This window comes from Pseudomonas sp. CFBP 8772, from assembly GCF_014841665.1.
GTDB lineage: Bacteria > Pseudomonadota > Gammaproteobacteria > Pseudomonadales > Pseudomonadaceae > Aquipseudomonas > Aquipseudomonas graminis_B.
The window spans coordinates 149,410-171,817 of record NZ_JACYUI010000005.1; the positions used below are offsets into that span (position 1 = coordinate 149,410).

At 59.8% G+C, this 22,408-nt stretch carries 22 protein-coding genes and 1 pseudogene; 15 read left to right on the forward strand and 8 right to left on the reverse strand.

The genetic code is table 11. The features are described 5' to 3' along the window. The first annotated feature begins 53 nt into the window (after nucleotides 1-53). The 6 genes from moaC to IFT99_RS12660 all read left to right on the forward strand — a co-directional run bounded on the left by moaC (nucleotide 54) and on the right by IFT99_RS12660 (nucleotide 3,247). Nucleotides 54-539 carry a cyclic pyranopterin monophosphate synthase MoaC gene (gene moaC / locus IFT99_RS12635; RefSeq protein ID WP_192132650.1) on the forward strand — a complete coding sequence of 162 codons (486 nt, stop codon included), beginning with the start codon at nucleotides 54-56 and terminating at the stop codon, nucleotides 537-539. Then, entirely contained in the window at nucleotides 536-787 is a 252-nt protein-coding gene (locus IFT99_RS12640; protein WP_197985966.1) for a MoaD/ThiS family protein, read from the forward strand. The genes moaC and IFT99_RS12640 overlap by 4 nt, the downstream gene beginning before the upstream one ends. Nucleotide 788: 1 nt before the next feature. Continuing rightward, nucleotides 789-1,238 carry a molybdopterin synthase catalytic subunit MoaE gene (moaE, locus tag IFT99_RS12645; protein WP_192132651.1) on the forward strand — a complete coding sequence of 150 codons (450 nt, stop codon included), beginning with the start codon at nucleotides 789-791 and terminating at the stop codon, nucleotides 1,236-1,238. 307 nt (nucleotides 1,239-1,545) lie between these two features. Next, complete coding sequence (locus IFT99_RS12650) at nucleotides 1,546-2,196, forward strand: CsgG/HfaB family protein (protein WP_083233272.1); 651 nt, start codon at nucleotides 1,546-1,548, stop codon at nucleotides 2,194-2,196. 23 nt (nucleotides 2,197-2,219) lie between these two features. Next, nucleotides 2,220-2,591, forward strand: a complete 372-nt coding sequence (locus IFT99_RS12655) for a DUF4810 domain-containing protein (RefSeq protein WP_410928428.1) — start codon at nucleotides 2,220-2,222, stop codon at nucleotides 2,589-2,591. Then, nucleotides 2,588-3,247 carry a DUF799 domain-containing protein gene (locus IFT99_RS12660; protein ID WP_065991957.1) on the forward strand — a complete coding sequence of 220 codons (660 nt, stop codon included), beginning with the start codon at nucleotides 2,588-2,590 and terminating at the stop codon, nucleotides 3,245-3,247. Before IFT99_RS12655 ends, IFT99_RS12660 begins: the two co-directional genes overlap by 4 nt. A gap of 59 nt (nucleotides 3,248-3,306) precedes the next feature. Here IFT99_RS12660 and rhlB read toward each other — a convergent pair. Then, nucleotides 3,307-4,590 (reverse strand): annotated as a pseudogene (gene rhlB, locus IFT99_RS12665) (ATP-dependent RNA helicase RhlB); the annotation flags it as partial. A gap of 297 nt (nucleotides 4,591-4,887) precedes the next feature. Continuing rightward, nucleotides 4,888-5,544, reverse strand: a complete 657-nt coding sequence (locus IFT99_RS12670) for an alpha/beta hydrolase (protein ID WP_192132655.1) — start codon at nucleotides 5,542-5,544, stop codon at nucleotides 4,888-4,890. A 489-nt stretch (nucleotides 5,545-6,033) separates the two neighbouring features. On the opposite strand from IFT99_RS12670, the gene IFT99_RS12675 reads away from it, so the two are divergent. The 8 genes from IFT99_RS12675 to IFT99_RS12710 all read left to right on the forward strand — a co-directional run bounded on the left by IFT99_RS12675 (nucleotide 6,034) and on the right by IFT99_RS12710 (nucleotide 13,675). Beyond that, a complete protein-coding gene (locus IFT99_RS12675; protein ID WP_065991973.1) occupies nucleotides 6,034-7,065 on the forward strand; it encodes an amino acid ABC transporter substrate-binding protein in 1,032 nt (343 codons plus the stop codon). Between the two features lie 65 nt (nucleotides 7,066-7,130). Beyond that, nucleotides 7,131-8,312, forward strand: coding sequence for an amino acid ABC transporter permease (locus IFT99_RS12680; RefSeq protein WP_192132657.1), 1,182 nt, complete (start codon nucleotides 7,131-7,133; stop codon nucleotides 8,310-8,312). Nucleotides 8,313-8,322: 10 nt separating this feature from the next. After that, entirely contained in the window at nucleotides 8,323-9,420 is a 1,098-nt protein-coding gene (locus IFT99_RS12685; RefSeq protein ID WP_192132659.1) for an amino acid ABC transporter permease, read from the forward strand. Nucleotides 9,421-9,430: 10 nt separating this feature from the next. After that, nucleotides 9,431-10,195, forward strand: coding sequence for an amino acid ABC transporter ATP-binding protein (locus IFT99_RS12690; protein ID WP_037014923.1), 765 nt, complete (start codon nucleotides 9,431-9,433; stop codon nucleotides 10,193-10,195). 296 nt (nucleotides 10,196-10,491) lie between these two features. Beyond that, nucleotides 10,492-11,730 carry a CynX/NimT family MFS transporter gene (locus IFT99_RS12695; RefSeq protein WP_446731130.1) on the forward strand — a complete coding sequence of 413 codons (1,239 nt, stop codon included), beginning with the start codon at nucleotides 10,492-10,494 and terminating at the stop codon, nucleotides 11,728-11,730. A gap of 89 nt (nucleotides 11,731-11,819) precedes the next feature. After that, nucleotides 11,820-12,305 carry a nuclear transport factor 2 family protein gene (locus IFT99_RS12700; RefSeq protein ID WP_192132663.1) on the forward strand — a complete coding sequence of 162 codons (486 nt, stop codon included), beginning with the start codon at nucleotides 11,820-11,822 and terminating at the stop codon, nucleotides 12,303-12,305. Between the two features lie 46 nt (nucleotides 12,306-12,351). Next, on the forward strand, nucleotides 12,352-12,693 hold the full coding sequence (locus IFT99_RS12705; protein ID WP_192132665.1) for a GIY-YIG nuclease family protein: 342 nt from the start codon (nucleotides 12,352-12,354) through the stop codon (nucleotides 12,691-12,693). Between the two features lie 49 nt (nucleotides 12,694-12,742). After that, nucleotides 12,743-13,675: a glutathione S-transferase family protein gene (locus tag IFT99_RS12710; protein ID WP_192132667.1), complete on the forward strand. Its 933-nt coding sequence runs from the start codon at nucleotides 12,743-12,745 to the stop codon at nucleotides 13,673-13,675. 42 nt (nucleotides 13,676-13,717) lie between these two features. Here IFT99_RS12710 and IFT99_RS12715 read toward each other — a convergent pair whose 3' ends face one another. The 4 genes from IFT99_RS12715 to yejK all read right to left on the reverse strand — a co-directional run bounded on the left by IFT99_RS12715 (nucleotide 13,718) and on the right by yejK (nucleotide 17,533). Continuing rightward, nucleotides 13,718-14,695 (reverse strand): hypothetical protein, encoded by a 978-nt coding sequence (locus IFT99_RS12715; protein WP_192132669.1) that lies wholly within the window; start codon nucleotides 14,693-14,695, stop codon nucleotides 13,718-13,720. A 90-nt stretch (nucleotides 14,696-14,785) separates the two neighbouring features. Beyond that, nucleotides 14,786-15,751: a hypothetical protein gene (locus IFT99_RS12720; RefSeq protein ID WP_192132671.1), complete on the reverse strand. Its 966-nt coding sequence runs from the start codon at nucleotides 15,749-15,751 to the stop codon at nucleotides 14,786-14,788. A gap of 404 nt (nucleotides 15,752-16,155) precedes the next feature. Next, complete coding sequence (locus tag IFT99_RS12725) at nucleotides 16,156-16,506, reverse strand: glutaredoxin family protein (protein ID WP_065991995.1); 351 nt, start codon at nucleotides 16,504-16,506, stop codon at nucleotides 16,156-16,158. Between the two features lie 25 nt (nucleotides 16,507-16,531). Further along, nucleotides 16,532-17,533, reverse strand: coding sequence for a nucleoid-associated protein YejK (yejK, locus tag IFT99_RS12730; protein WP_192132673.1), 1,002 nt, complete (start codon nucleotides 17,531-17,533; stop codon nucleotides 16,532-16,534). Between the two features lie 354 nt (nucleotides 17,534-17,887). Here yejK and IFT99_RS12735 point away from each other — a divergent pair, with 354 nt between their 5' ends. Further along, nucleotides 17,888-18,169 (forward strand): HU family DNA-binding protein, encoded by a 282-nt coding sequence (locus tag IFT99_RS12735; RefSeq protein ID WP_037014905.1) that lies wholly within the window; start codon nucleotides 17,888-17,890, stop codon nucleotides 18,167-18,169. A gap of 98 nt (nucleotides 18,170-18,267) precedes the next feature. Here IFT99_RS12735 and rlmF read toward each other — a convergent pair whose 3' ends face one another. Both rlmF and IFT99_RS12745 read right to left on the reverse strand, forming a co-directional pair. Then, nucleotides 18,268-19,305, reverse strand: a complete 1,038-nt coding sequence (gene rlmF, locus IFT99_RS12740) for a 23S rRNA (adenine(1618)-N(6))-methyltransferase RlmF (RefSeq protein ID WP_065991999.1) — start codon at nucleotides 19,303-19,305, stop codon at nucleotides 18,268-18,270. A gap of 172 nt (nucleotides 19,306-19,477) precedes the next feature. Then, the gene (locus IFT99_RS12745) at nucleotides 19,478-22,324 is read right to left on the reverse strand and encodes a valine--tRNA ligase (RefSeq protein WP_192132675.1); all 2,847 of its coding nucleotides are present in this window, start codon (nucleotides 22,322-22,324) and stop codon (nucleotides 19,478-19,480) included. Nucleotides 22,325-22,408: the final 84 nt, after the last annotated feature.

Sequence of the window (22,408 nt, forward strand, 5' to 3'; positions counted from 1 at the left end):
TGGCTTCTAGCCCTAACTCCCTACAATCCCCGCTCCTGTTCAGGAGTCATCCCGTGCTCACTCATCTCGATTCCCAAGGTCGCGCCCACATGGTCGACGTCACTGAAAAAGACGTGACGTTCCGTGAAGCCGTGGCCGAAGCGCGCGTGCGCATGCTGCCCGAAACCCTGCAAATGATCGTTGACGGCGCGCACCCCAAAGGTGATGTATTTGCCGTCGCACGCATCGCCGGCATTCAGGCCGCGAAGAAAACCAGCGATCTGATTCCCCTCTGCCACCCGTTGATGCTCACGGGCGTGAAGGTCGAACTCACCGCCGAAAGCCCTGACACCGTGCATATCCTTGCCCGCTGCAAACTCTCCGGCCAGACCGGCGTGGAAATGGAAGCGCTGACCGCCGCCAGCATCGCCGCCCTGACCATCTACGACATGTGCAAGGCCGTGGACCGGGGCATGACCATCGAGCACGTGCGACTGCTCGAAAAACTCGGTGGCAAAAGCGGACATTTCATCGCCGACGAGCAGGTGAACGCCCAATGATCATTCACGTGCAAGTCCAGTTCTTCGCGCGTTTTCGCGAAACCCTCGGCACCGAGAGTGAGACGCTCGAAGGTGCGTTCGCCACCGTCGACGCCGTGCGCCAGCATTTGCTCGAGCGCGGTGGTGTGTGGGAGGTGCTCAGCGAGAATGGCATCATGTGCGCCCGTAATCAGGAGCTGTGCTCCCTGGACACGCCTGTAGAGCCGGGCGACGAGGTGGCGTTCTTCCCGACCGTCACCGGAGGCTGATATGGGCGTGCGAGTGCAAGCCGCAGCGTTCGATCCCGGCGCGGAAGTGAATGCCATGCACGACGCCAACGTCGGCGTGGGTGCGGTGGTCAGCTTTGTCGGCTACGTCCGCGACTTCAACGACGGCCGTGAAGTGGCAGGGATGTTCCTTGAACACTACCCCGGCATGACCGAGAAAGCGCTGCTCAAGATCGTCGATGAAGCGCAGCAGCGCTGGCCGCTGCTCAAGCTGGAAGTGATTCACCGGGTGGGCGAATTGAAACCGGGCGAGCCTATCGTGTTCGTCGCGGCCGCCAGCGCCCATCGCCAGGCGGCATTCGAAGCCTGCGACTTCGTCATGGACTACCTGAAGACCCGAGCGCCGTTCTGGAAGAAGGAAAACACGTCAGAAGGGGCACGTTGGGTCGAGGGCCGCGACAGTGACCACAAGGCCGCGGATCGCTGGAAGTAAGCCGGTTTGAGAGGCCCGTTAAACAGGCGCTGTTTAGAGTGGTTGACGCCAGTAAGCTGGCGTCTTAGCATTGCGGCCGGATTGATATCACTGTGATATCCCTCAGGGAATGAGCTCGTCTATCAGGAACCGCATTCCGGTTCCTGCGCGTCAATCTCGTCAAAACCCTTCCGTTTGCCCCAAATCACCGCACCTTGCGGGCGATCAACCGTGCCTGTGCAGGCGCAGTTGAGGCCAACGGACGGACATGAATCTGAAAATACGGAGTGTGGGTGTGAACCGATTGCAGCAGGTGTTCGTTTCAGGGATGGCAGCGGCAACGCTGGTTGTAGTCAGTGGTTGCGCCACGGAGAGCTCGCGGGCGATGCCGGTGGAAAAGGTCGAGAGTTACAACACTCCCTACGCCGGCGTACGTACGCCGATCGCGGTGGGCAAGTTCGATAACCGTTCAAGCTACATGCGCGGGATCTTTTCCGACGGCGTTGACCGCCTTGGCGGACAGGCCAAAACCATTCTCATCACCCACATGCAGCAGACCAATCGCTTCAACGTGCTGGACCGCGACAACATGGCCGAGATCGGCCAGGAAGCGGCGATCAAAAAGACAACGCAGCGGCTCCGTGGGGCTGATTATGTGGTGACCGGTGACGTCACAGAGTTTGGCCGTAAAGAAGTAGGAGACCAGCAACTGTTTGGTTTGCTGGGTCGTGGCAAGTCCCAGATCGCCTACGCCAAGGTCGCCTTGAATATTGTCAACATCAGCACGTCCGAGGTGGTGTATTCCACTCAGGGCGCGGGCGAGTATCAGTTGTCCAACCGCGAGGTCATCGGTTTCGGCGGGACTGCCAGCTATGACTCGACGCTCAACGGCAAGGTGCTGGATCTGGCCATGCGCGAAGCCGTCAACAACATGGTGCGGGCGATTGATGCCGGTGGCTGGAAGCCGGTTGCCAACTGATCACTACAGGGAGTTCGTTTCACATGCAAAACAGTACCCGTCAGTTCCGGTTGATCGCGATGGCGGCAGCAAGCCTGTGGCTTGCCGGCTGCGCTCAACAACCCAAAACCCTGTACCAGTGGGGCAGTTATCAGCCCGAGGTCTACGAATACTTCAAGGGTGAATCCAAAGAGGCGCAAGTCGCCAAGCTGGAGGAAGACCTGCAGAAGATACGTTCCACCAACGGCAATCCGCCACCGGGCTACCACGCTCAGTTGGGCATGTTGTACGGCAGTCTGGGCAAGGATGATCAGATGGTGCAGGAGTTTCGGACCGAGAAGGGGCTGTTCCCCGAGTCGGCGACCTACATGGATTTTCTGCTTAGAAACGTCAAGACAGGAGTCGCCTCCAAATGAGCGCACGTTATCTGACGCTGGCCGCCAGCCTGCTTGCAGCCACCCTGCTGGGCGGCTGCGTAGCGCCGAAGACCGTCGATTATTCGGCCTTCAAGGAAAGCAAACCCCGCTCGATCCTGGTGCTGCCACCGGTTAACGAGTCACCCGACGTCAAGGCGACATACAGCCTGCTGTCCCAAGTCACGTTCCCGCTGGCGGAGGCCGGTTACTACGTCTTGCCAGTGGCACTGGTCGACGAGACGTTCAAGCAGAACGGCCTGACCAGCGCAAACGAGATTCAGGAAACATCCCCGGCCAAACTGCGGGAAATCTTCGGTGCGGATGCGGCGATGTACGTCAAGGTGACGCAGTACGGCACCAGTTACATGGTCATCAGCAGTCAAACGATCGTGGCGGCCACCGCCAAGCTGGTCGACCTGCGCAGCGGAACGACGCTGTGGACCGGCACTGCCAGTGCGTCCAGTGACGAAGGCGGCAACAATAGCGGCGGCGGCTTGGTTGGCATGCTGATCACTGCGGCAGTCAAGCAGATCATCAACAGCTCAACCGATGCAGGCCATCCTATCGCCGGTATCGCCAGCCAGCGTTTGCTCTCGGCCGGCAAACCCGCAGGTCTGTTATATGGCCCGCGTTCGCCTCGTTACGGCACTGACTGACACCGATCAGGCACAAAAAAAGCGCAACCCCTTCCAGGGTTGCGCTTTTTTTTTGCGGCTTACTCCGCCGCAGGAACCGCCCGCTGCACGCGCACGACTGGCCGCAGCAACACGGTCGATGGCGTTTCGCAGCTGATCTTGCGACCCAGCTTTTCTTCGATCGACGGCAGCTGATACGAATCGTCTTCACCGGCGAAGCTGATCGACACGCCATCTGCACCCGCACGACCGGTCCGGCCGATGCGGTGTACGTAGTCGTCCGGTACTTCCGGCAGGGTGAAGTTGATCACGTGGCTGATGCCGTCGATGTGAATCCCTCGACCCGCGACGTCGGTGGCCACCAGCACGCGAATCTTACCTTCCCGGAAACCTTCCAGCGTTTTGATGCGCTTGTGCTGGGGCACGTCGCCTGAGAGCTGCGCGGCATTGATGCCGTCACGCACGAGGCGCTCCTCGATACGCCGCACTTCATCCTTGCGGTTGGCGAAGACCATCACCCGCTCCCAACCGTGGTCGTTGATCAGGTTGAACAGCAGCTTGTATTTGTCGGCGCCGGCGACGGCATAAATGTGTTGCTCGACGGTATCGCTGGCGACGTTCAGCGACTCGATCTCGACGATCGCCGGTTCTGTCGTCCACTGCTTGGCCAGGTTCATCACGTCGTCGGTGAAAGTGGCAGAGAACAGCAGCGTCTGGCGCTCGCCCTTGTGCGGGGTCTGGCGAATGATCGAGCGCACTTGAGGGATGAAGCCCATGTCGAGCATGCGGTCGGCTTCGTCCAGCACCATGACTTCAACCATGTCCAGGTGCACTTCGCCGCGCTGGGCGAAGTCCAGCAGACGGCCAGGCGTGGCGACCAGAATGTCGCAGTGGCGCGCTTCGAGGTGTTTGAGCTGCTTGTCGAAATCCATGCCACCAACAAACGTCATCACGTTGAGGTCGGTGTATTTGGTCAGCGCCTCGGCGTCCTTGGCGATCTGCACCACCAGCTCGCGAGTCGGCGCAATGATCAGCGCGCGGGGTTCACCCATGTAGCGCTCTTTCGGCGGAGGTGTCTGGGTCAGCTGCGTGATGATGGAAATCAGGAACGCGGCGGTCTTGCCGGTGCCGGTCTGGGCGCGGCCGATGGCATCGCGGCCTTTGAGGGTGTAACCCAGAACGCCCGCCTGGATCGGCGTGCAGTACGGGAAACCCAGGTCCTGGATGGCGTGCATCAGTTCGGGGGCGAGAGGGAAATCGTGAAAGCGGGTTTTGCCTTCCTGGGGTTCGACGACGAAGTCTTCGGGTTTCCAGGGAATGACGACGGGCTTGGGCGCACGTTCACGGCGCGGGCGTTCTGTCCTGGTAGGCGAAGTGACGACCGGCGCAGCGGCTGCCGAATGCTCTGGCACTGGCGCGTGCACTTCTGCTGCTGACGGTTCCCGCGAGACAGTTTCGGTCTGGCGCTGGGGGACGGGGAGGGGAGCAGCCGGCGCGAGCGGCTCAGCCTCGCTTTTTCCGAACATCTTTTTAAGTGCTTTGAGCACGGTGATCTCATCGATTGATTTAGGAATGTACGCCGGGGAGTGTAAAGCAAGAACCCGGCGCAGCGTAGTGTCCTAGCAAATCCGCAGCGCAATTGGAAGGATCAAATGAGTGGACTAGCGAAGCTTATCCGCGAGCCAGACACCTATGTCGGAAATTTCCTGCGGTAACACTTCGTGCTCCATTGGGTATTCCTGCCATGTCACGGTGACGCCCTGAGCCTTCAAATGCTCGTAGGCGGCTCGCCCCATGGCATGCAACACCACCGGGTCATTGCTGCCGTGCAAGCAATAGGCCGGGATGCGTTGCTGGCTGGCGGACAGGCTCATCTCGTCGCCGAACGTCGGTGCGTACGTGGACAGCGCGAGCACGCCGCCAAGGGGGCCTTCCCAGCGAAGGAAGGCGGTGTGCAACACCACGGCGCCGCCTTGGGAAAACCCGGCCAGGAAGGTTCGGGCCGGGTCGATGCCGCTGTCGCGCTGCTGTTCGATCAGCTTGATGACGTCTTGCGCCGAGCCTTCCAGCTCGTCGCTGTCGATGGCGCGGGCCGGGCTCATGGCCTTGATGTCATACCAGCTGGGCATTGCGTAGCCACCGTTGATGGTCACGGCCCGGGTCGGTGCCTGCGGCAGTACGAAGCGCGTGGTCTTCAGCGTCTTCTGCAGCATCTCTGCCACCGGCAGGAAATCGTAGCGATCAGCCCCCAGGCCGTGCAGCCAGATCACGCAGGCATCGACTGCCAATTCCGGTTCGAGGATCAACGGTTCAGACATGTGTGCTCCATTAGTGTGCGATGCCGTCGGCGCAGCGCTTTAAGGCGGTGCGTCGGGCTGTTGGCGGCGTTTGAAAGATGTCGCAAGGTTACAAGTTTTGATCTTGACCTGTCGCTAATTCGACATTGCCAGCATGGTGGTACGGGCTTTGCTACACAACCCGCGGAGTGAAGGCGCTCACCTTGGGCGGTAACACTAATAGGCTATCAAGCAGACAGCCGAGTGTTGCGTCAGAGGCAGCAAGGAATCATCGAACAGGATTCCCGGCACGATTCGCTTTGAACCTCGGGGTTCAAGGACATCATGGGGCTTCAGTCTGCTGGGCTCGCCACATGCCGAACACGCGATGACCAGATGCCTGGCGTCGGTGGCGGTAAACGGGTTCGACGTCGCATGACCCAAAAACAAGCCAGCACGGGTTATGAATGCCTCACAAGGGTGCGACGGGGCTGAGGCTCCTACACAACAAAGAGCAAACTGGAGGTTCGAATGAAGATGTTGAAATCCACCCTGGCTGTAGTGGCCGCCGCTGCAGCGCTCGGTCTGACCGGGTTCGCTCAAGCGGGTGCCAAGCTGGACGCCATTCAGAAGAAGGGCTTTATTCAGTGCGGCGTCAGTGACGGTCTGCCAGGCTTCTCGGTTCCGGACGCAAGCGGCAAGATCCAGGGCATCGACGCCGACTTCTGCCGCGCTGTTGCTGCCGCAGTGTTTGGCGACGCGACCAAGGTCAAATTCAGCCAGCTGAACGCCAAAGAGCGTTTCACTGCGCTGCAGTCCGGCGAAATCGACATTCTGTCGCGTAACACCACCTGGACCAGCTCCCGCGACGCGAGCATGGGTCTGGTGTTCCCGGGCTTCGTCACTTATTACGACGGCGTTGGCTTCCTGGCCAACAGCAAGCTGGGCGTGAAAAGTGCCAAGGAGCTGGACGGCGCGACGATCTGTATTCAAGCCGGTACCACCACTGAGCTGAACGTGTCGGACTACTTCCGCGCCAACAACCTCAAGTACACCCCGATCACGTTCGACACCTCCGATGAAAGCGCCAAGTCGCTGGAATCCGGTCGTTGCGACGTACTGACCTCCGACAAATCCCAGCTCTACGCACAGCGCTCCAAGCTGGCCTCGCCGAAGGACTACGTCGTTCTGCCTGAAACCATCTCCAAAGAACCGCTGGGCCCGGTTGTCGCCCGTGGCGATGAAGACTTCAGCACCATCGTTCGCTGGGTCGGCTACGCGCTGCTGAACGCGGAAGAAGCAGGCGTCACCTCGAAAAACGTTGAAGCCGAAGCCAAGTCGACCAAGAACCCTGACGTGGCCCGCTTGCTGGGTGCCGACGGCGACTACGGTACTCAGCTGAAGCTGAAGAAAGACTGGGTCGTGCAGGTCGTCAAGCAAGTCGGTAACTACGGCGAAATGTTCGAGAAGAACCTGGGCGCAGGCACTCCTCTGGAGATTGCTCGCGGTCAGAACGCTCTGTGGAACGCTGGCGGCATTCAATACGCACCACCAGTGCGTTGATTGACCTGCGCCCGGCTGCGTGAATCGCAGCCGGGCGCTTTGTTGCATTTCTTCCGGGGCACTCCATGCAAAATCAAATCAGCGCACCCAAGCAGAGGCTCAGCCTCAGCGACCCTAAAGTGCGTGCGTGGCTATTTCAGATAATTACGGTTGTCGCCGTAGTCGCGATGGGTTGGTATCTGTTCGATAACACCCAGACCAACCTGCAACACCGGGGTATCACCTCAGGTTTCGGTTTCCTTGAAAACAGTGCCGGCTTCGGCATCGCGCAGCACCTGATTCCGTTTACGGAGTCGGACACCTACGCGCGGGTTTTCCTGATCGGTTTGCTCAACACGCTGCTGGTGACGTTCATCGGCGTGATCCTCGCGACCCTGCTGGGCTTCATCGTCGGCGTCGCGCGTTTGTCCAACAACTGGATCATCAACAAACTGGCAACGGTTTACGTTGAAGTCTTCCGTAACATTCCGCCGCTGCTGCAGATCCTGTTCTGGTACTTCGCGGTGTTCCTGACCCTGCCGGGTCCGCGGGCGGCCCACGGGTTTCTCGGTTCGTTCTTCGTCAGCAGCCGTGGCCTGAACATGCCGGCCGCGATTGCCACCGATGCGGCGTGGCCGTTCGTGATCAGCGTGGTACTGGCCATTGTCGCCATCGTGCTCATGACGCGCTGGGCGAACAAGCGCTTCGAGGCCACGGGCGTGCCGTTTCACAAGTTCTGGGCGGGCCTTGGGCTGTTCATCGTGATTCCTGCGCTCTGCGCGCTGATCTTCGGTGCACCGGTGCATTGGGAACTGCCTGAGCTGAAAGGCTTCAACTTCGTGGGCGGCTGGGTGTTGATCCCTGAACTGCTGGCGCTGACGCTGGCGCTGACGGTTTACACGGCGGCATTCATCGCTGAAATCGTGCGCTCGGGCATCAAGTCCGTGAGCCATGGCCAGACTGAAGCAGCTCGCTCGCTGGGCCTGCGTCCAGGCCCGACGCTGCGCAAGGTCATCATTCCGCAGGCGCTGCGGGTGATCATCCCGCCATTGACCAGCCAATACCTGAACCTGGCGAAGAACTCGTCGCTGGCCGCCGGTATCGGTTACCCGGAAATGGTTTCGCTGTTCGCCGGTACCGTGCTCAACCAGACCGGTCAGGCCATCGAAGTCATTGCCATCACCATGAGCGTGTACCTGGCGATCAGTATCAGCATTTCCCTGCTGATGAACTGGTACAACAAGCGCATTGCGCTGATCGAGCGGTGAGGAAACGCGCATGACATCCCATACTTTCAAACCCGACATGCCACCGCCGAGCAAAGTCTTCGGCCCGGTGGCATGGATGCGCCAGAACCTGTTCTCGAGCTGGATCAACACGCTGTTGACCCTGTTCGCGATCTACCTGATCTGGCTGGTTGTTCCACCGCTGCTGAGCTGGGCCATCTTCGATGCCAACTGGGTCGGCACCACGCGCGCCGACTGCACCAAGGCCGGCGCCTGCTGGGTGTTCATTGAACAGCGCTTCGGCCAGTTCATGTACGGCTACTACCCGCAGGCACTGCGCTGGAGGGTTGATCTGACCGTCTGGCTGGCGATCATCGGCGTGGCGCCGCTGTTCATCAAAGTGATGCCGCGCAAGGCGATCTATGGCCTGTCGTTTCTGTTCATCTACCCGATCATTGCCTACTTTCTGCTGCATGGCGGCGTGTTCGGCCTGGATCAGGTCGCCACCAGCCAGTGGGGCGGCTTGATGCTGACCCTGGTGATCGCCACGGTGGGTATCGCCGGCGCGTTGCCGCTGGGTGTGGTGCTGGCCTTGGGGCGTCGCTCCGAAATGCCGGCCATCCGCGTGATGTGCGTGACGTTCATCGAGTTCTGGCGAGGCGTTCCACTGATCACTGTGCTGTTCATGTCGTCGGTGATGCTGCCGTTGTTCCTGCCTGAAGGCATGAACTTCGACAAACTGCTGCGCGCACTGATCGGCGTGATCCTGTTCCAGTCGGCGTACGTAGCCGAGGTGGTTCGAGGCGGCATGCAGGCCATTCCGAAAGGTCAGTACGAAGCGGCTGCGGCAATGGGTCTCGGTTACTGGCGGCGCATGGGGCTGGTGATTCTGCCGCAGGCCTTGAAGCTGGTCATTCCCGGTCTGGTCAACACCGTGATCGCGTTGTTCAAGGACACGAGCCTTGTGATCATCATCGGCCTGTTCGACCTGCTCAACAGCGTCAAACAAGCTGCCGCCGACCCCAAGTGGCTTGGCATGGCGACCGAGGGTTACGTGTTCGCGGCCCTGGTGTTCTGGATCTTCTGTTTCGGCATGTCCCGCTACTCCATGCATTTGGAGCGTAAGTTGGACACAGGCCACAAGCGTTAGGAGTTTTGTGATGAGTGAAGCTATCAGTAAGCCTCTGGGCGCCGAAGGCATGATCCGGATGGAAGGCGTGCACAAGTGGTACGGCCAGTTCCACGTGTTGAAAGACATCAACCTGAACGTGCGTCAGGGCGAGCGCATCGTGTTGTGCGGTCCGTCGGGTTCGGGCAAGTCGACGACCATTCGCTGCCTCAATCGTCTGGAAGAACACCAGCAGGGTCGCATCGTGGTGGATGGCACCGAGCTGACCTCGGACCTGAAGCAGATCGAGACGATTCGTCGCGAAGTCGGCATGGTGTTCCAGCACTTCAACCTGTTCCCGCACCTGACCATCCTGCAGAACTGCACGCTGGCGCCGATGTGGGTGCGCAAGATGCCCAAGCGCAAGGCCGAAGAAATCGCCATGCATTATCTGGAGCGCGTGCGTATTCCCGAGCAGGCACACAAGTACCCGGGCCAGCTGTCTGGCGGTCAGCAACAGCGTGTGGCGATCGCCCGCGCGCTGTGCATGAAGCCGAAGATCATGCTGTTCGACGAGCCGACTTCGGCCCTCGACCCGGAAATGGTGAAAGAGGTGCTCGACACCATGGTCGGCCTGGCGGAAGAGGGCATGACCATGCTCTGCGTGACCCACGAAATGGGCTTCGCCCGCACCGTGGCCAACCGCGTGATCTTCATGGACAAAGGCGAAATCGTCGAGCAAGCCGCGCCAAACGACTTCTTCGATAATCCGCAGAGTGATCGTACGCGCCTGTTCCTGAGTCAGATTCTGCACTGAGTCAGTAGCCGCTTCACAAAGAGCCCGGGCCCAAGTGCCCGGGTTTTTACTTTGTGGGAGATTGCTGGCAGATAGATCAGCGGCGTCATCATGTTTGAGGGGAGTGGGCTTACGACACCGCAAAACTGTACCCAATCCCCGTAAAACTTGTGTTCTCTGCCGATCTCCAACAGGATTACTGCTTTGCGCAATGCGCTGTTACATCCTCCTGCCCCCACGAGAATCCCATGACGACCAAGGCGCCGACGGCGAGCAGTTCCCGTTCCAATGCTTCGACCCCTCACGACATCGACCAGATGCTGATTGATGCAGAAGCCGATGACGAGCAAGTTCAGCAGCGACACCCCGTCCTGAAGCGCCCGTGGTTCCTGTTGTTGGGCCTGGTGCTGGTGGCGCTGAACCTGCGTCCGGCGTTGTCGAGCATGGCGCCATTATTGAGCGAAGTGTCACGAAGCCTGGGGCTTTCTGCGGCCACGGCCGGTTTGCTGACCACGCTGCCGGTGTTGTGTCTGGGCCTGTTTGCACCGCTTGCGCCGATTCTTGCGCGACGGTTCGGCAGCGAGCGCGTGGTACTCGGCATTCTGCTGACCCTGGCGTGCGGGATCGTTCTGCGCAGCTCGCTCGGCGAGTTCGGTCTGTTTGCGGGCAGCATCATGGCCGGGGCCAGCATTGGCATCATCGGGGTATTGCTGCCCGGCATCGTCAAACGCGACTTCGCCAGACAGGCCGGCGCCATGACGGGCGTGTACACCATGGCGCTGTGCCTGGGCGCTGCCGTTGCGGCGGGTTCAACGGTTCCGTTGAGCGAGGCGCTGGGTAACGGCAATGGCAGCGATTGGACCTTAGGCCTGGGCTTCTGGATCGTCCCGGCGATTCTCGCCGCGATCTTCTGGTGGCCGCAGACGCGTCAGCGTCATGGTCAGCATCAGGTGGCCTACCGGGTGCGCGGTTTGCGCCGCGATCCTCTGGCTTGGCAAGTCACCCTTTATATGGGGCTGCAGTCGTCGCTGGCCTACATCGTGTTTGGCTGGCTGCCGTCGATCCTCATCGGGCGCGGACTGACTGCCACTGAAGCCGGGCTGCTGTTGTCCGGTTCGATCATGGTGCAACTGGTCAGCTCCCTCACCGCACCATGGCTGGCAACGCGAGGCAAGGATCAGCGGGTCGCGATTGTGCTGGTGATGCTGCTGACCCTGGCCGGTCTGTTCGGCTGTCTGTATGCACCGCTTGAGCAATTGTGGGCCTGGGCCATCGTGCTTGGGCTGGGCCAGGGCGGGACGTTCAGCCTGGCGCTGACCCTGATCGTGTTGCGCTCGCGGGACTCCCACGTCGCCGCCAACCTGTCGAGCATGGCCCAGGGTTTCGGCTACACCCTGGCGTCGCTCGGGCCTTTCGCGGTGGGCGTCGTGCATGACTGGACCGGCAACTGGGACTCGGTGGGCTGGATCTTCGGCATCATCGGCATCGCCGCAATCATCGCTGGCCTTGGCGCCGGGCGCGCCCTGTACGTAGGCGTCACCAGCGAGAAAGTCTGAGGGCCGGCATTTCCCCTGCGAATGCCCGTGGCAAAACGCGCTGCGGCCGCTTATCGTGCAGGCATCCACTTTCCACGGACGGCGTTCCCATGAGCGAGACCTTTAACAGCGAACACAACAGCGCGCTGATCACGCGCTTCTACGAGGCGTTCAGTCGTCTGGACGCCGAGACGATGGCCGCGTGCTACAGCGAGGACGTGGTGTTCTCCGACCCGGTGTTTGGCGAGTTGCACGGGCGGGATGCCGGCGACATGTGGCGCATGCTGACCTCCCGCGCCCGTGACTTCTCGGTGGTGTTCGATCACGTCCGTGCCGATGCCACGACGGGCGCTGCCCACTGGGTCGCGACCTATCTGTTCAGCCAGACCGGCCGCACGGTGGTCAACGACATTAAGGCGCGGTTTGTTTTTCGCGACGGCAAGATCTGCGAACACCACGATCAGTTCGATCTGTGGCGCTGGGCGCGTCAGGCCCTCGGTACGCGAGGAGCATTACTGGGCTGGGCGCCGTTTGTGCAAAACGCCATCCGTGCACAGGGCCAGAAAGGGCTGAAGGCTTTTCAGGCCAGTCGCTGACGCTTTGTTAAAATCCGCTCCCCTCGCTAATGCGCCACGGTCCTGCATGTCTGACGCCGAAACCGCCACCGCACCTGTGCCCGAAGCCGTGCCGGTCAAATCCTGGTTCGTGTACCTGGTGCGCGCGGCCAACGGTTCTTTGTACTGCGGTATCAGCAACGACCCGCAGCGCCGATTCGCTCAACATCAGAGCGGCAAAGGCGCGCGTTTCTTCAGCTCCAGCCCGGCGGTGGCGCTGGTTTACGTCGAGGCCTGTCGCGACAAAGGCGACGCATTGCGGCAGGAGCGCCTGATCAAAAAGCTGCGTAAAAGCGCCAAGGAATGCCTGGCTGCCAACTATATCCAGCCGAGTGATGCCGCGCCATCAGGCCGAGCGGGTATGCCGTAAGCGTGCAGGAGGCTAAGCTGGGGCTTTCCCCCTGCGGATGGCCCGAAGCATGTCTGAGTTGATTCTTCATCACTATCCAATGTCCCTGTTCGCCGAGAAAGCCCGACTGATGCTGGGCTTCAAAGGCCTGTCATGGCGCTCGGTCATCATCCCGTCGATCATGCCCAAGCCCGACCTCATGCCCCTCACCGGCGGCTATCGCAAAACCCCGGTCCTGCAAGTGGGCGCCGACATCTACTGCGACACCGCGTTGATCGCGCGCCGGCTGGAGCAGGAAAAGTCTTCGCCGACCTTTTATCCCGAAGGCCAGGAGTTCACTGCGGCGAGCCTGGCGGCGTGGGCGGATTCGGTGCTGTTCCTGCACGCTGTCAGCCTGGTGTTTCAACCGGCCTCCCTCGCTGTGCGTTTCGCCAAAGTCCCGCCTGAGGCTGTGAAGGCATTCGTTGCCGACCGTGCCACGCTGTTCGATGGCGGCAGCGCCAATCGCGTGCCGCTGGAAGTGGCTCAGCATCAATGGCCGACGCTGATGGCGCGTCTGGAAACCCAGCTGGAGCGCAACGATGATTTCCTCTTGGGCGCGCCCTCGATTGCCGATTTCTCGGTGGCCCACACCCTGTGGTTCCTGAAGCAAACGCCTGTCACATCCCCGCTCGTGGACGCCTACCCGGCGGTGTTGAGCTGGTACGAGCGCGTTATTGGATTCGGCCATGGTGCACCGAGCGAGTTGAGTTCGGGCGATGCCGTTGAAATCGCGCGCGCGGCGACCCCGGCGTCGGTGCCCAACGAAGATTTCAGCGACCCCAACGGTTTTACCGTCGGCCAGCAGGTCACCGTGTCTGCCGTGGATTACGGCGTTGACGCGGTGGCGGGAGAGTTGGTGTTCAGCGGGCGCGAAGAGATCATCCTGCGTCGTGAAGATGAACGCGCGGGTACCGTGCATGTGCACTTCCCGCGCGTTGGTTTTCAAATCAAAGCCGCCTGAAAACAGATCCCGGCTCGTCATTCATGAGCCGGGGTGTTTCAGCTACTGCGCAACGGCCTGGTCCGCAGCGCTGTAGCTGAAGATATCCCCGCCGGCATTGGCGAAGTTCAGCCGCAGGATTGGCACGTTATAGCCGGCGTTATTCATCTTCACCTGAAAGTTTCGGGCGGCGGCCAGCCCTCCCGCCTTGCTCACGTCATAAAAATAGGCGGCGATGTACTTTGGCATCTGCTCGCCGCCACCTAAGTTGTTGAGCAAAATTTCATTCCAGACTGACTGGTGTTGAGGGAAGTCATCTCTGGAGGCAATCATGTTGTTCCAGCCGTGCTGACTGTCGATGTTCCAGGAACACTGTCTGTACATCTGTTGGCCAACGCTTTGAAAGTGTTGATCCCATTGGGTTGCGGTGGTGATGTTCATGCCTTCGCAAGAACCCCACGCGTAAGCAGAATTATCATCGTCAGGCTTCGCTGGTGCGCTGGGCGGGTACTGCTTGCCCCGGTAGCCGCAGCCCTTATGGCCGTTGGCGGTCGACGTCGACGCGTCATAGGGATACAGACAGATAAAGCCGGATTCCAGCCCCGGCAGACCGTATGCAATGGCATCAATGCGGTTGCGCAGGATAAACCCTGCAGGATGGTACAACCGGGTCTGAATCACGCCTCTGCGTAGCCATGAATAAGAAGTCGCGCCTATCGCCAGGGCGTTTGAGCTGTACATCCAGGGATTGAAATTACCGTCGTCCACCGTCCGCAACGTTACGCCGCTGCAATAATAATGGCCACGTGGTTTGTTGGTGCCGTATTCACGGCAATCCGTGATGGTTTCTTTGTAGTTTTTATTGACGTCGGCGAGAACTTGCTCGGGTTTCTGCAACTGTGCGCGGGGAGCATAGGCCGGCGCCTGTGTTGTTGATGGCGCAGGCGGTGGTGGCTCCATCGGGGGAAGGGGCTGATTGGAGCAAGCGCTCAGTATCAGCGTGAGCATTAACACATAGCGACTTGTTAATTGACGGATCATGGCCGGAATCCTTCTAGCGCGTTGATAGTCCTGGTATGTGGAATGAGCGCCGTGCATGAAGTTGCTCAGCGTTCGATAACGTCATTGCCTTCACGGATAAGCAATCTGGTCACTCGCCGAGTACCCGAAACGACTCGAGGGTGCGGCATTAAAGTTGATGGAGTAGATGGGCACACGCCTGGCTTTTTTGCTTGCCAGTTTGGACTGGAAAGCCCGGGCGTCATCGCGCGCACCGGGTTTATTGACGTCGTAGAAAAACGCCATCACTAAAACATCTTCGATGACTCCAACCGTCGGCACCAGAATCTCGTTCCACGATGTTTTGGCCGGAAAGCTTTCATGGGAAGCAATCATCGCCATCCAGTTGCTGGCTTTGCCGGACGACCAGGAACACTGCGAATACTCAGTTTGGCCGTTGCTTTGATAGTGAGCATTCCATTGGGCAGCGGTGGTATAGCCGAGTTTGTTGTCGCATGAGCCCCATACAATGTAATGGGCTGGGTTGGGGGTGCCGGGTGCACCCGGTGCGCGCTCAAAGTCACACCCGTTATAGTTTCGGGGTTTTCTGACCGTGTAGGCGTCAAAAGGATAAAGGCAATTGACCCCGGACCAGTTGGCCTGTCCGTCGGAGTAATACTTATTGATGTCGTCGGGGTTCATCCGGATGTATCCGGCGCGGTGATAAAGGGTTTTGGTACTCAGGTCGTGCCTCAGCCAGGTGAAGGATGAGGAACCGAGCGCATTGGCACTCGCGCTGGCAGTCCAGGGGTCGAAGTTGCCGTTATCGACAGTTCTTAAAAACACGCCTGAGCATCGAAATAACGGCTGGTTTCCGCTGCACGCTGTTGAGTTGTCATTGTAGTTTTTATTCAGTAGAGGCAAGCCCACCGATGGCGCAAGGGGGGGGTTGTAGATATAGGTGCTAGCCACACGAGGCGCCACACTTCTGTTGGTTTGAGGGACGTTGGCTTCAGGGGGGTCGGCTTGACGCACGGCGGTACTGCAACCCACTAAAAAAGATAAAAGCAAGGCGAGTGCGCCGGGAAGAGTCTTCATGACGTCTGATCCATCAGAGTAAGATTTATTTGAATTAAGTAATCTTCCGGATGTTTGTCAAATCTGTCATTTAAGACCGAATGCCCGCTGACAGGAGGGTGAGTTTCCGTGAGCTGCCTTTTAATCGCTATTGGCGATTACAAGTAAGGTTGTTGATTTCGACGTTGCGTGTTTGTGGCAGCGGCAGGGTTATAGGCGTGGGCTTTACATCGCGAAATAAACTAACGATTGCGGCGCTGGCGAGAGTATTCAGCTTGAATGTTATAGCGAACGGCGATTGCCGCTGTCGCTGGAGGGCCTATGTGGGAAGCGTATTAAAATGAGGCGCTGTATCGGCTTCCCAACGTCTTTCAGGACTGAGATATCAGTAGACTGGCGCAGACGCCCGATTCAGCCTGGCGCGCCTACTTCAACGCCGCCAGAATCTGCTCTTCGCTAAACCCCCTGATCAACGTGCCATTCACGTCGATCAGGGGAATGCCGCGGCCACCCAGTGCTTCATAGGCTTTGCGCCCTGCGGCGTCTTTCTCGATATCGTACTCGGTGTAGCGAATGCCCTGGCTGTCGAGAAAGCGCCGGGTCTGTTTGCAGTAGCCACACCAGTCCGTGGCGTACAACGTCACCTTCGCATTGGCCTGCGCCTGCTCCGACAACGCGGAGGAGGGGTGAACCAGGTTTTCGATTTTGCCCCAGTTCTGGTAGACGACCACCACCAGCATGACGAGCAAGCACTTCTTCAGGGTACGAACGAACATGCGGGTCTCGGCTCCTTGGCAGGGGTCAGCGGCGTTTGAGCTGATCGGTCAACTGAGTGGGCAGCCCTTTGATGATCAGCGTGCCTTTCTCTTCGTCATACTCGATCTTGTCGCCCAGCAGGTGCGCTTCAAAGCTGATCGACAGACCTTCGGCGCGGCCAGTGAAGCGACGGAACTGGTTCAGCGTGCGCTTATCCGCCGGGATCTCGGGCGACAGGCCGTAATCCTTGTTGCGGATGTGATCGTAGAAAGCCCGCGGGCGATCCTCGTCGATCAGGCCAGACAACTCTTCCAGGGCGATGGGCTCGCCCATTTTGCTCTGGCTGCTCGCGTAGTCGACCAGCGCCTTGGTTTTCTCGCGGGTCGATTCTTCCGGCAGGTCTTCGCTCTCGACAAAATCACTGAAAGCCTTGAGCAGTGTGCGGGTCTCGCCCGGTCCGTCGACGCCTTCCTGACAACCGATGAAGTCGCGGAAGTACTCGGAAACCTTCTTGCCGTTCTTGCCTTTGATAAACGAGATGTACTGCTTGGACGCTTTGTTGTTCTGCCACTCGGAAATATTGATACGGGCCGCAAGGTGCAGTTGACCCAGTTCCAGATGCCGGGACGGCGTCACGTCCAGCGCCTCGTTTACCGCCACGCCTTCGCTGTGGTGCAGCAACGCGATTGCCAGGTACTCGGTCATGCCTTGTTGATAGTGCGCAAACAGTACGTGGCCGCCGACCGACAGGTTCGACTCTTCCATCAGCTTCTGCAGATGCTCGACCGCGATGCGGCTGAACTGGGTGAAATCCTTGCCTTGATCCAGGTATTCCTTCAGCCAGCCACTGAACGGGTGCGCGCCGGATTCGGCATGGAATAAACCCCAGGCCTTGCCCTGTTTAGCGTTATAGCTCTCGTTAAGGTCCGCCAGCATGTTCTCGATGGCCTGCGATTCGGCGAGTTCCGAGTCCCGGGCATGGAGCACGGCGGGCGTGCCGTCAGGTTTTTTGTCGATCAGGTGGACGATGGCGTGACGGATCGGCATGGAATTCTCGGCGGCTGAAGTGGAACTGAACGGGACCAGACCAGGCCCGTGCGAAAGTCGGCAAGTGTACCGCAGACGGGGTGCGGAACGCTCTGGAAGGGCCGAAAACGCTGACCTGAGCCCATTAATATGACTTTTTTACGCCTCTCGGGCGATAAAGCTGACCAAATGGGTAGGTAGGGGCGGATATTTGCGTTGCGCTGTGCTAGTTTTGCCCGGTCCTGAGCGCCCAAGCGCGCCAGGCGTGCAGTTTGTGGGCGTTCGGCCGAACCAAAGGCCGTTTACAGTATCTACATTTCGCGTCTGTACCACACTCTGCAAACCATTCGAATTTGATAGGGAAGGAACACCACCATGGCTCTGACTAAAGACCAATTGATCGCCGATATCGCAGAAGCAATCGACGCGCCGAAAACCACCGCGCGCAACGCTCTCGACCAATTGGGTCAAATCGTCGCTGACCAACTGGAAAACGGTAGTGAAATCACTCTGCCAGGCATCGGCAAACTGAAAGTCACCGAGCGTCCAGCACGCACTGGCCGCAACCCTTCGACTGGCGCAGCCATCGAAATCGCCGCCAAGAAAGTGGTCAAGTTCGTACCAGCCAAAGTACTGACTGACTCGGTCAACAAGTAAGCGAAAACGCTGCTTGGTTGAGGAAACCGTGTGACGGAGCGATCCGGACACGGTTTTTTTGTGCCTGCGATTCGGTTATCGCTTCGGTCGTCGGCGACCTAGCGCGGTGAAACCCAACGCGTTGCCCGCCAGGCGGCTTGCTGCGGCTTGTCCTGGAAGGTCCAGGCAACGAAGCGACTCTGTTTCTGCCCTTGCCCCATTTCGACCGTCTGGCTTTCAACCGCACCGGCTTTTTTCAGGGCGCTCTGAATCAGCGGCAGATTCGACGCTTTGGACACCAGCGTGCTGAACCACAGCACCTGTTTCGCGACGTGCGCACTTTCGCTGATCAACTGGGTCACAAAGCGCGCCTCGCCCCCTTCACACCAGAGCTCCGCCGCCTGACCGCCGAAATTCAGCACCGGCAATTTGCGTTTGGGATCTGCCTTGCCAAGGGCTCGCCATTTGCGCTGGCTGCCGCTCAACGCCTCCTCAGCGGAAGCGTGGAAGGGCGGGTTACACACGCTGATGTCGAAGCGCTCATCGGGCTGCAGCAAGTGGGTCAGGATGTGCTTTTGGTCAGTCTGATGCCGACAGCTGATGCTCTTGCTCAAGCCGTTGGCTTTGACGATGGTCGTTGCCGAGGCAAGGGCGACCTTGTCGATGTCCGAGCCCAGGAACGACCAGCCATACTCGCCTTGACCGATCAGCGGGTAGATGCAGTTGGCGCCGGTGCCAATGTCCAGCGCAGTGACGGACGCCCCGCGCGGGATGACCCCGTCGTTGCGTTCCGCCAGCAGATCCGCGAGAAAGTGCAGGTAGTCCGCCCGTCCCGGGATTGGCGGGCAAAGGTAGTCCGCCGGAATATCCCAATGGGCAATGCCGTAGAACGCTTTAAGCAAGGCGCGGTTGAACACCCTCACGGCTGCCGGGTTGGCAAAATCGATGCTTTCTTTGCCATAGGGGTTGAGGATCACAAATGTGCCCAGTTCGGGGCTGCCTTTGATCAGGCGCGGAAAGTCGTAATGGCCTTGATGGCGGTTGCGCGGGTGCAGAGTGGCTTTCTCGCGTGGCGTGGAAGGCTTGGCCTGCTGAGCAGGTTTGGCTTTCTTGCGCGGGGGATTGCGTGGCGGTTTGGGGGCGTCGGGGCTGGTCATCGGTGATGCATTCTCATGAAAGCACAACCCCTGTAGGCGGGAGCTTGCTCGCGATCATCGTGTGTCAGTCAACGGTTGGGTTGCTGATAGACCGATATCGCGAGCAAGCTCACGCCTACAGGGGTGATGGTCGTCAACCGGCCTGCAATTCAGGCCGGCTGATCTGATCGGATTACAGGCTCGCGATCCGCGCGTGCTGCTCTGCCAGTTTGCCCAGCGCCTGTTCCGCTTCGGCCATCTTCGCGCGTTCCTTGGCGATCACCTCAGGCGGCGCCTTGTCGACGAACGCGGCATTGGACAGCTTGCCGCCCACCCGCTGCACTTCACCCTGCAGACGCTGGATTTCCTTGTCCAGACGCGCCAGTTCGGCGTCCTTGTCGATCAGGCCGGCCATCGGCACCAGCACTTCCATCTCACCGACCAGTGCGGTCGCCGACAGGGGTGCCTCAGCGCCGGCTTCCAGCACGGTGAACGATTCAAGCTTGGCCAGCTTCTTCAGCAGGTGCTCGTTCTCGTTCAGGCGGCGTTGGTCTTCGGCGCTGACGTTCTTGAGGAACAGCTGCAGCGGCTTGCCCGGGCCGATGTTCATTTCGCCACGGATATTGCGCACGCCGAGCATCAGGCTCTTGAGCCACTCGATGTCGCCTTCTGCTGCGACGTCGATGCGCGCTTCATTCGCCACCGGCCACGGTTGCAGCATGATGGTCTTGCCTTCAACGCCCGCCAGCGGCGCGAGGCGCTGCCAGATTTCTTCGGTGATGAAGGGCATGAACGGATGCGCCAGACGCAGTGCGACTTCCAGCACGCGCACCAACGTGCGACGGGTGCCGCGCTGACGCTCGATCGGCGCCGTCTCGTCCCACAGAACCGGCTTGGACAGCTCCAGGTACCAGTCGCAATACTGGTTCCAGATGAACTCGTACAGCGCCTGCGCCGCGAGGTCGAAACGGAACTGATCCAGCTGGCGGGTTACTTCGGCTTCAGTGCGTTGCAGCTGCGAGATGATCCAGCGATCCGGCAGCGAGAGCTCGAACGCCTCGTCGTTCTGACCGCAGTCCTCGCCCTTGTCGAGGACGTAGCGCGCGGCGTTCCAGATTTTGTTGCAGAAGTTGCGATAGCCTTCGACGCGGCCCATGTCGAACTTGATGTCACGGCCCGTGGAAGCCAGCGAGCAGAAGGTGAAGCGCAGGGCATCGGTGCCGTAGCTGGCGATGCCGTCGGCGAATTCGTCGCGGGTCTGCTTCTCGATCTTCTTGGCCAGCTTGGGCTGCATCATGCCGGAGGTGCGTTTCTGCACCAGGGCTTCAAGCTCGATGCCGTCGATGATGTCCAGGGGATCAAGGACGTTGCCCTTGGACTTGGACATCTTCTGGCCTTGGCCATCTCGCACCAGACCGTGAACGTACACGGTCTTGAACGGCACCTGCGCCGTGCCGTCTTCATTCTTCACCAGGTGCATGGTGAGCATGATCATCCGGGCGACCCAGAAGAAAATGATGTCGAAACCGGTAACCAGCACGTCGGTCGGGTGGAAGGTTTTCAGGAAATCGGTCTGCTCCGGCCAGCCCAGGGTGGAGAACGTCCACAGGCCGGAACTGAACCAAGTGTCGAGCACGTCGTTGTCCTGCTGCAGGGCAACATCAGGACCGAGGTTGTGCTTGGCGCGGACTTCGGCTTCGTCGCGGCCGACATAGACCTTGCCGGACTCGTCGTACCAGGCCGGAATGCGGTGGCCCCACCAGAGCTGACGGCTGATGCACCAGTCCTGGATGTCGCGCATCCAAGAGAAGTACATATTTTCGTATTGCTTGGGCACGAAGGCGATGCGGCCATCTTCAACGGCGGCGATGGCAGGTTCGGCCAGCGGCTTGGTCGACACGTACCACTGATCCGTCAGCCACGGCTCGATGATGGTCCCGGAGCGGTCGCCCTTCGGTACTTTCAAGGCGTGGTCGTCGACGCTGACCAAAAGGCCGGCGGCGTCGAACGCAGCCACGATCTGCTTGCGCGCTTCGAAGCGGTCGAGGCCGGCGTATTCGGCGGGGAGGGTGCCATCGACGGTGTCGTTCAGCGTGCCGTCGAGGTTGAATACCTGGGCAGCGGGCAGAACGGCAGCGTTCTTGTCGAAGATGTTCAGCAGCGGCAGGTTGTGTCGCTTGCCGACGTCGTAGTCGTTGAAGTCGTGGGCCGGGGTGATCTTCACGCAGCCGGTGCCGAACTCAGGGTCGCAATAGTCGTCCGCGATGATCGGGATGCGACGGCCTACCAGCGGCAGCTCAACGAACTGGCCGATCAGCGCCTTGTAGCGCTCATCGTTCGGGTTCACGGCAACGGCCGCATCACCGAGCATGGTTTCCGGGCGGGTCGTCGCGACGATCAGATAGTCCAGACCTTCAGCGGTCTTCGCGCCATCGGCCAACGGGTAGCGCAGGTTCCACAGGTGGCCTTTCTCGTCGTGGTTTTCCACTTCGAGGTCGGAGATTGCGGTGTGCAGCTTGGTGTCCCAGTTGACCAGCCGCTTGCCACGGTAGATCAGGCCGTCTTCGTGCAGGCGCACGAAGGCTTCCTTAACGGCTTCGGACAAGCCGTCGTCCATCGTGAAGCGCTCGCGGCTCCAGTCGACCGACGAGCCCAGGCGACGGATCTGGCGGCTGATGTTGCCACCGGACTGATCCTTCCATTCCCAGACTTTTTCGAGAAATTTGTCGCGACCCAGATCGTGACGGCTCTGACCCAAGGCTTCGAGTTGGCGCTCCACCAGCATCTGCGTGGCGATACCGGCGTGGTCGGTGCCCGGCTGCCACAGGGTGTTGCGACCCTGCATGCGGCGGAAGCGGATCAGGGCGTCCATGATCGCGTTATTGAAACCGTGGCCCATGTGCAGGCTGCCGGTGACGTTCGGCGGCGGAATCATGATGGTGTACGAGTCGCCCGCGCCTTGCGGAGCGAAATAGTTTTCGGACTCCCAGGTCTGGTACCAGGAAGTTTCGATGGCGTGCGGCTGGTAGGTCTTGTCCATGCGAGGCGGGAACCTGATCTGCTTTGAGTCGGAAAAGCCGACGAGTATAGCTTTTCAAGGCGGCGTCAAGCTACAAGCGCTAGG